At 69.1% G+C, this 7917-nt stretch carries 11 protein-coding genes; 5 read left to right on the plus strand and 6 right to left on the minus strand.

Annotated elements, in window-relative coordinates; all coding sequences use genetic code 11:
* Positions 1-480 (minus strand): DUF4383 domain-containing protein (locus tag HOV91_RS30295; RefSeq protein ID WP_174188734.1); only part of this gene is annotated, 480 nt, incomplete at its 3' end.
* Positions 481-881: 401 nt separating this feature from the next.
* On the opposite strand from HOV91_RS30295, the gene HOV91_RS30300 reads away from it, so the two are divergent.
* Positions 882-1064: a hypothetical protein gene (locus tag HOV91_RS30300; protein ID WP_174188735.1), complete on the plus strand. Its 183-nt coding sequence runs from the start codon at positions 882-884 to the stop codon at positions 1062-1064.
* A 137-nt stretch (positions 1065-1201) separates the two neighbouring features.
* On the opposite strand, the gene HOV91_RS30305 is transcribed toward HOV91_RS30300, so the two are convergent.
* Positions 1202-1507: a hypothetical protein gene (locus HOV91_RS30305; protein ID WP_174188736.1), complete on the minus strand. Its 306-nt coding sequence runs from the start codon at positions 1505-1507 to the stop codon at positions 1202-1204.
* 163 nt (positions 1508-1670) lie between these two features.
* Positions 1671-2261: an HdeD family acid-resistance protein gene (locus HOV91_RS30310; protein ID WP_174188737.1), complete on the minus strand. Its 591-nt coding sequence runs from the start codon at positions 2259-2261 to the stop codon at positions 1671-1673.
* A gap of 213 nt (positions 2262-2474) precedes the next feature.
* Here HOV91_RS30310 and HOV91_RS30315 point away from each other — a divergent pair, with 213 nt between their 5' ends.
* Positions 2475-3461 carry a glycosyltransferase family 9 protein gene (locus HOV91_RS30315; protein WP_174188738.1) on the plus strand — a complete coding sequence of 329 codons (987 nt, stop codon included), beginning with the start codon at positions 2475-2477 and terminating at the stop codon, positions 3459-3461.
* A gap of 63 nt (positions 3462-3524) precedes the next feature.
* Here the strand turns inward: HOV91_RS30315 and HOV91_RS30320 are convergent, their stop codons facing one another.
* The gene (locus HOV91_RS30320) at positions 3525-3845 is read right to left on the minus strand and encodes an ArsR/SmtB family transcription factor (RefSeq protein WP_174188739.1); all 321 of its coding nucleotides are present in this window, start codon (positions 3843-3845) and stop codon (positions 3525-3527) included.
* A 184-nt stretch (positions 3846-4029) separates the two neighbouring features.
* On the opposite strand from HOV91_RS30320, the gene HOV91_RS30325 reads away from it, so the two are divergent.
* Entirely contained in the window at positions 4030-4746 is a 717-nt protein-coding gene (locus HOV91_RS30325) for a M23 family metallopeptidase (protein ID WP_174188740.1), read from the plus strand.
* A 271-nt stretch (positions 4747-5017) separates the two neighbouring features.
* Entirely contained in the window at positions 5018-6100 is a 1083-nt protein-coding gene (locus HOV91_RS30330) for a hypothetical protein (protein WP_174188741.1), read from the plus strand.
* Here HOV91_RS30330 and HOV91_RS30335 read toward each other — a convergent pair.
* On the minus strand, positions 6072-6392 hold the full coding sequence (locus HOV91_RS30335) for a hypothetical protein (RefSeq protein WP_043719630.1): 321 nt from the start codon (positions 6390-6392) through the stop codon (positions 6072-6074). The two genes, HOV91_RS30330 and HOV91_RS30335, sit on opposite strands and share 29 nt — an antisense overlap.
* 244 nt (positions 6393-6636) lie before the next feature.
* On the opposite strand from HOV91_RS30335, the gene HOV91_RS30340 reads away from it, so the two are divergent.
* Entirely contained in the window at positions 6637-6972 is a 336-nt protein-coding gene (locus tag HOV91_RS30340; protein ID WP_043691230.1) for an RNA polymerase-binding protein RbpA, read from the plus strand.
* A 74-nt stretch (positions 6973-7046) separates the two neighbouring features.
* Here HOV91_RS30340 and HOV91_RS30345 read toward each other — a convergent pair whose 3' ends face one another.
* Complete coding sequence (locus HOV91_RS30345; protein WP_174188749.1) at positions 7047-7829, minus strand: ABC transporter permease; 783 nt, start codon at positions 7827-7829, stop codon at positions 7047-7049.
* Between the last annotated feature and the right edge of the window lie 88 nt (positions 7830-7917).

The raw sequence follows: 7917 nt of genomic DNA on the forward strand, positions 1-7917 counted from the left end.
TGTATAAGAGACAGGCCCTCCCGCTCCGGGCGCCCGGGTCACGGGACGCCGCGCCAGCAGCACACCGAGCGCGATCATGCCCGCGCCGAGGGCGAAGTGCAGCCAATTGTCGGCCATGTCGAGCGGCACGAAGTTGGCGTCGCTGTGCGGATCCACGATCAGCCCGTACAGCCACAGCACGAGATAGATCACGCCGCCGCCGATGAGATACGCCCGCGCCGCCGCGGCGGTCCGGGCGGCGAGCAAGCCTGCGATGCCGAAGGCCAAATGCACCAGATTGTGCAGCACGGACACGTTGAACAGACCCAGCAATTGGGCCTCGGATTGGTGTCCAGCCCACTTCAGTTCGCTGTAGTCGGTGGTGATCCCTGGGATGAAACCGAGGATCCCGACGAGGAGAAATACCGCTCCTACCGCCATGGCGGCGACCTGGAGCGGGGATCGCCGATCTGTTGTCGCCCCTGGTGTGGAAGTAGACATCGCCGCGCAGCCTTTCGGGTGGATGGATGACCTCCGTCCTCACCGTCCTACCCCGGCGAAGAGCGGGCAAACAGGCAGGTGCGCGCTTCGCCGGGACAACCGGGCGCCGGCCCACCGAGACCCGGCGCGCACATCGCAGGAGCAACGGTCATCCGTGATCTCGGTCTCCTCCGGCGGCTACTCCGGCAGCAATGGCGGCGCAAGAACCGGCGTTCGGGCTGGTGGGTCTACCGCACCGATACACATGGCGAACCTCGCGCGACGCTCGGGATGACGAGCGCCGTGCCGCCGACTCGCGCAGGCCGCCCGCCGGGGGAATACTGTGGCCGACTCGAAAACAACTGTCCGCCTTGGTAAGCCAACGCAGTCTGTCAGCCGGATGGGGTAATGCCTTGGAGGCGATGGCGGTGTTGGTCTGGTGCGTTGTGGCGATGATCGTGGTCGTGCTGTTGGGCGGCGCGGCGACGGCGATGGTGTGGGACCCGCGCGGCCGTCGCCGTTCGGCGGTCGCCGCGCCGATCCCGGTGGCGGGAGCTGCTGAGTCGGCGGTGCCCGGCCCGGGCGATTGGCCGCGCACGCGGTGAACGGAATGGGCGCTGAGCCGTTGACATCGGATCAGCACCCCGGAACGCAGCGCGGCCGGGCGAGGATCCCAGGGACGTCGATGATCGACGCTCTGCCCGGATCCCGGCCCGGCCGGTTTCGCCTACTGCGTCAGGCGTCAGCTGACGGAAACGCTGCCGCCCTTGGGCAGGTAACCGATCCGCTCCACGGGCAGCTCGCCGATCACGGAGCCGGTGCAGTCCGGCCCGGAGTGCAGCGTGACGGCACGATCGGTGCTGTTGACGACGGTGATCTGAAAGGTGGTGTAGAAGCTGCCGTCGGTGTTGAAGCAGCCCACCGGATCGACCCGCGGTTCACCGTTGATCGTCATGATGCCGACCGCGGCCTGCGCCGTTCCCGCCGACAGCAGGGCCGCGGCCCCTGCCAGGGCCAGCGCACCGACAAACCCAGCAGTACGAATCATTCGTGCCTCCAGTTCTTTTCGATGTCGGCCAACCCCGAAGCCGACGTCTCGTGAAAATGCGCCTGTGATTCTGTCACGAGTTCCGAGCAGACGGAACCGTGCCGGTCGGGCGCAGCGAGACACCGCATCGCGCGAGCCGGGACATCCGGCCGCGGATTCGTGATCAGGCCACAGCGGGCGCGGTGTGCGCCACCCGGGCCTCGCGGCGAACTCCGAAGGCCACGATGATCTCCATGATGCCGATGATGATCAGCCACACCCCCGCCAGGACGGCCAAGGTGGCCACCGACCGCACCGGCCAGACGATCAGCACGACGCCGGCGATGGCGGTCACGACGCCGAAGAACACCTGCCACCAGCGTCCTGGCATCCCCGGCTCGGAGAGCGCGGCCACCAGCAGCGCGACCCCACGGAACAGCCAGCCGATCCCGATCCACAGTCCCAGCAGCAGAATCGAAGCCAGTTCGTCGCGAAAGCAGAAGACGCCGATCACGATGGACAGCAGACCGATGACGAACGACAGCACCCGCAGGCCGGTGCTGGCCGGCGCGCCGAAGGCTGCCATCAACTGCAGGAACCCGGTGACCACCAGGTAGACGCCGAAGATGATGCCCGCGGCGCGCAGGGTGATGTCCGGCCAGGCCAGGATCAGAATGCCGAGGATCACCGCCAGGATGCCGGTGACCAGAATGGTTTGCCACGCCCTGCGGGCAAGAGACTGCAGAGGACCCTCTACCACGCTGTTTGTCGTCATTCGTTGATGCTATAACTCGCGCACGCGCGTTCACTGTGCATTTGCTAGCAGGCTGCGCGCCTGCCGACCCACCCGGTACCGCGGCGTTGCCCGGCGTTCACGTTTCGCCGCGGGAGCGGTCGGGTAGTTATTACTGAGTGACTCTTCGTTGGCGCCCCTGGGGTGAACGGGTGGGTCGGGGTTCGGTGAGACTCGGGTGGCTAGGAGAAGAGGGTGGCGGTTCTGCTCGTGTTGCAGGCGCGTGGGCTGGGTGATCTACTCACCGCGGTCCCGGCTCTCCGTGCGCTGCGCCGGGCCAAACCACGTGACCGCCTCGTTCTGGCGGCCCCGCAGCGGCTCAAGCCGATCGTGGACCTGATCGCGTCGGTCGACGTCCTCGTGCCGACGGCCGACCCCGGGAGTCTCCGCTGGGACGCGCCCCCGCCGGAATTGGCCGTCAACTTGCACGGCGCGAGCGCCGAAAGCATCGTCCCCCTGGCCAAAATCGAGCCCGGCCGCATCCTCACCTTTCGTAACGCCGCCTTCCCCGAGCTCCCCGGCCCCGCGTGGGAACCCGATATGCACGAGGTGGACCGTTGGTGTCACCTGCTGGAGTACGACGGCATCGGGGCGGACCGCCGCAATCTCGGACTGGTGCCGCCGGTGTCCACGACGAGCAGGCGCGATTGTGTGGTCGTGCACGTCGGCGCGAGCGCACCGGCCCGCCGCTGGCCACCGGACCGATTCGCCGCCGTCGTCCGCCACCTGCTGGTGTTGGGCCGCGAAGTGGTCCTTACCGGCGACGAGAACGAACGTGAACTGGCGCTCGGCATCGCCGCGCACGCCGGGCTGCCGGTCGGCCGAGTGCTCGCCGGGGAACAGAACCTCATCGATCTGGCCGCCACCGTGGCCGAGGCCGCCCTGGTGATCTGCGGAGACACCGGCGTCGCACACCTGACCACCGCCTTCGGCACCCGCACCGTGCTGCTGTTCGGTCCCACCCCACCCCGGTACGCCGGTCCGCCTTCGCACCTTCTGGGCAGGCACGCCGTGCTGTGGGCCGGCCGGGTGGGCGACCCGGACGCCGACAGTCCCGACCCCGGACTGTTGCAGATCGGCGTCACCGAAGTGATCAATGCCGTCGACAAACAACTGAGCAAGCGCAACTGGCCCGGTACGGGCGCCGACCGCCGGAAGACGGCGTATCGGCGCGTCGGCTGACGCCACCGCGCCGCCTCCCGACGCCACCTGGGACAGAGGTCGGGCAAGGCGCGGCACACGCCGTCAGGGCGCCGTCGTCGCAGCGGTTTGCAACGCCGCGGAGTACGCGGCGATCGCACTCGGCCAGAACTGCTCTAGATAGTCGCGGGCATCGGCGAGGCCGCGCGGGTCCAAGGAGTACAGCCTGCGGTTTCCTTCCGGGCGCATCATGACCAGCCGCGCCTCACGCAGCACACGCAGATGCTGAGAGACCGCCGAACTGCTTACGCCGACCTGTTGCGCGAGCTCGCCGACCGAGCGCGCGGCATGCGGCAAGGCTTCGAAAATCGCGCGACGAGTCGGGTCCGCCAGCGCCGTCAGGGCACGAACTCCATTAGTCGCCACTCACACAGTGTGATCAACTGACGTTTAGCTGGTCAACTCCCGGGTAAGCCGCCATAGTCCCAGCTCACGCGCGAAGCCGCGCTGAGTCGTTATCGCCTCGTGACCAACGAGCTGGGCGTTTATCGCGCCGTGACGGTAGCCACAGGATTGCAGAACGGGCGTGCCGCTGTCGTACGTTCGATTCATGCCCGTGACCTTTCCGTTACCGATCCGTCGCGGCGTGACCCGGTTCCGCCGCCATCGCGCCGCCACCCGCGTGGTCGCCGCCTCGGCGGTTGTCACCGCCTCCGTCGGCATCCTCGCCGCAGCCCCACAGGACCAGGACGCCGACGCCTCGGCCCGCCTCGTCGCAGGCAAGATCGCCTCCGGCGAGATCCGCCCGGCCCAGGGCATGGCGCAGTTCGCCACCTTCACCCCGCAGGAAACGCAGCCGCCGCAGGCCGCCCCCGAGCCCGCGGCGTGGGATCCGAATCGCATCGCGCAGGACTTCACCCGTCCGAAGACCGTCCGGCCCGTCGGCGGCGTGCTGACCTCGAATTTCGGCGCCCGCTGGGGTGCGATGCACGCGGGGCTGGACTTCGGCGACCCGCTCGGCGCGCCGATCGCCGCGGTCACCGACGGCGTGGTGATCGAGGCCGGTCCCGCCTCCGGCTTCGGCCTGTGGGTGCGAGTGCAGCAGGACGACGGCACCGTCGGCGTCTACGGCCACGTCAACGACATCCTCGCCGCCGTGGGCCAGCCGGTCCGCGCGGGCGACGTCATCGCGACCGTCGGCAACCGCGGCTACTCCACCGGCCCGCACCTGCACTACGAAGTCCATCTGCCCGGCGGCGTACCGATCGATCCGCGGCCCTGGCTGGCCGAGCGCGGCATCGACGTCGGGCATGCCCCCGAGGACTGACCCCGATCCGGTTCGCGAGACATGAGGGGATCGCGAACAGACTCCGCGACAGAGCCGTCGCCTGCGCAGGGCCGCGAACGCAACGACGCGTTCGCGGCCCGCTTCGCGCTCCGGGCCGCCCGGTCTCGCCGCGACAGTGCGCGATCCGCCCCTCGGCGACCGGTGACGGCTCCGCGGTATCGGCCGGCTTCTCGCCCGATACCGTGGTACTAGGCTCGAATAGCGCTGCGGCGGGACGCCCGCCACCGTGCGCGATTCCTACGTTCGGTCCATGTCCACAACACATTTCGTCGCCACCCCGCAGGACGGGCCGTCGACTCCACGGCATCGCGGGCGCACGAAGCCCGTCACCCGCACGCGACTGCATCGGCCGCTGCTGGGAAACGTGGCCGCGATGGGCGCGCTCGTCGTCTTCGCGCTGATGGCGATGCTGATCGATGACCGCACGCTGCTCGGCGAATCGGTATGGCTCAAGCCGATGAAGTTCGGCCTGGCGTTCGTCCTCTACAGTCTCACGCTGGCCTGGCTGCTCTCGTTGCCGCACCGGGGAAGCCGAATCACCTGGTGGCTGGGCACGGTGTTCGCCGTCACCGGCTTCGTCGACGTCGGCTTCGTCGTGCTACAGGCCGCGCGCGGCACGTTCAGCCACTTCAACACCGAGGACGATCCGGTGAACTCGATCGGGCAGATGGTCTTCGCCTCCGGCGTGCCCGGCCTGTTCTTCGCCAACCTGCTCATCGTGCTGATTCTGGCCTGGCAGCGGTTGGTGGACCGGCCGACGGCGCGGGCCATCCATGCCGGTCTGGCGCTGGCCGTGGCGGGCATGGCGCTGGGTTACGTGATGGGCTTCACCGGCAAGCAGCTCGTCCGCGACAGCGACGGGCGGATCGTCGAGCTGGCCGCGGGCCACACGGTCGTATCCGACGCGAGCGATTTCGCGCCACGCGATGCCATGGGCGGCATGCCGCTGACCCATTGGAGCACCGTCGGCGGTGACCTGCGCGTCCCGCACTTCGTCGGACTGCACGGCATCCAGGTGCTGCTGCTGGTGGCCGTCCTGCTGGCCTGGCTGGCTCCGCGTTACCGCTGGCTGCGTCCGGAGCGTGCGCGCGCGGCCGTCGTCGGCGTGCTCGCGGCCGGGTATGCCGGTCTGCTCGCGCTCGTCTTCTGGCAGGCGATGCGCGCGCAGTCGCTGGTGCACCCCGACACGGCCACCTGGGTCGCGGCCTGCGGGCTCGCCGCGACCGTCGCGGCGCTGCTCGGCGCGGTGTATCTGCGGCACCGGGGAGCGGGCGCCGCGCACCGTGGCACGGCGACGGAGCCGGTCAGCGCAGACGTTCCGCGTCGCGGGTGAGCTCGACCAGCGTCTTGCCCAGCGCCGCCAGCTCCTCGGGCGTCGCCCCCTCCTCGATGGCGGTGGTGACGTCCTCGGCGGCGCACCGAGCGGCGAACCAGCGATCGGCCAGGTCGGCGGCCTCCTGAGCGCTGAGCACCACCGCGTCGTCGGGTATCCCGGTTCCCTTCAAGCTGTTGCGGTGTTCGTAGGCGCGTTGACGACAGGACTGACGGCAGTACCGGCGACGACGGCCGGCCTCCGATTCCACGATCTCCCGCCCACACCACTGGCAGGACAAGCGGCGCGACATGACGCAGAACACTAATCGCTCGTCGCGGGCGATCCGCTCAGCGACCCCCGGCGAAGCGTTCCGCGCCGGGCGTGGCGAGCTCGGCGCGCCGAGGGCACTACAATGGAACGGTTCACCGCGGCCGCGTCGGGAACTATCGGCGCAGGCCCGATCGTTGTACATCAAGGTCCACCGAGCGCACCGCGCACTCGTGCGGACACCGTGGCAGCGCACGAAGACTCGAGCACACAGGGAGAGGCACACCATGGCAGATCGCGTACTCCGAGGCAGCCGGCTCGGAGCGGTGAGCTACGAGACCGATCGCGACCACGACCTGGCTCCGCGTCGGATCGCCCGCTACCGGACCGACAACGGCGAGGAATTCGACGTTCCCTTCGCCGACGACGCCGAGATCCCGCCGACCTGGCTGTGCCGCAACGGCCAGGAGGGCGTACTGATCGAGGGCACCACCCAGGAGGCCAAGAAGGTCAAGCCGCCGCGCACGCACTGGGACATGCTGCTGGAGCGCCGCAGCAAGGAGGAACTCGAGGAGTTGCTCAAGGAGCGCCTCGAACTGCTCAAGACCCGTCGCCGCGCCTGACGGCCCGCGCATACGGAAACGGCCGCCGCATCGTTCGATGCGGCGGCCGTTCGCTGTTCGTGCCACACCGCCGGTCAGTGGCTGGCCACCTTGCGGTAGCGCAACAACGCCAGCGGCACGGCCAGCACGAGAATCGCCACCGAGCAAGCCACCGCGTACTCGACGCAGTGATCGGCCGCCCAGCCGGTGGGCGGGACGAAACTGGGCGGGGAGTCGTTGTCGAACAGTTTGCGCCCCGCCGCCGAGACCGCGGTGATCGGATTCCACTCGGCGATCGTGCGCAGCGGGCCGGGCAGGGTCTCGGCGGAGATGAACGCCGAGGAGATGAACGTCAGCGGGAACAGCCAGATCAACCCCGCGCTCTGCGCGACCTCGACGGTCGGTGACAGCAAGCCGGTCAGCGCGCCGACCCAGGACATCGCGAACGCGAACAGCAGGATCACCCCGAACGCGAGCGCGGCGTCGGTGAGGCTGCCGTGGATGCGCCAGCCGACGATGTACCCGCACCCCACCATCACGGCCAGACTGAGAATGTTCACCACGAGATCCGACAGCGTGCGGCCCATCAGCACGGCCAGCCGCGACATCGGCAGTGCCCGCATCCGATCGATGATGCCCTTCTGCAGGTCTCCGGCGAGACCAACCGTGGTGAACGCGGCGTTGAACGCGACCGTCTGCGTGAATATGCCCGCGAGCAGGAATTCCCGGTACTGGCCGCCGCCCAGCGAGGCGCCGAAGATGTAGGCGAACAGGAACACGAACATCAGCGGCTGGATCGTGGCGGTCACCAGCAGGGTGGGCACCCGCAGAATGGTGAGCAGATTGCGGTGCGCGACGATCGCGCTGTCCCGGAACAGCCGCAGTCGAGGGCCGGAATCGCGCTGTGCCCCGGAAGGTTTCGACTCCGGCTGAGCCTTCGGGGCGGCCTCCTGCACCATGGCCGTG

This window comes from Nocardia barduliensis (assembly GCF_013315795.1).
Taxonomy (GTDB): domain Bacteria; phylum Actinomycetota; class Actinomycetes; order Mycobacteriales; family Mycobacteriaceae; genus Nocardia; species Nocardia barduliensis.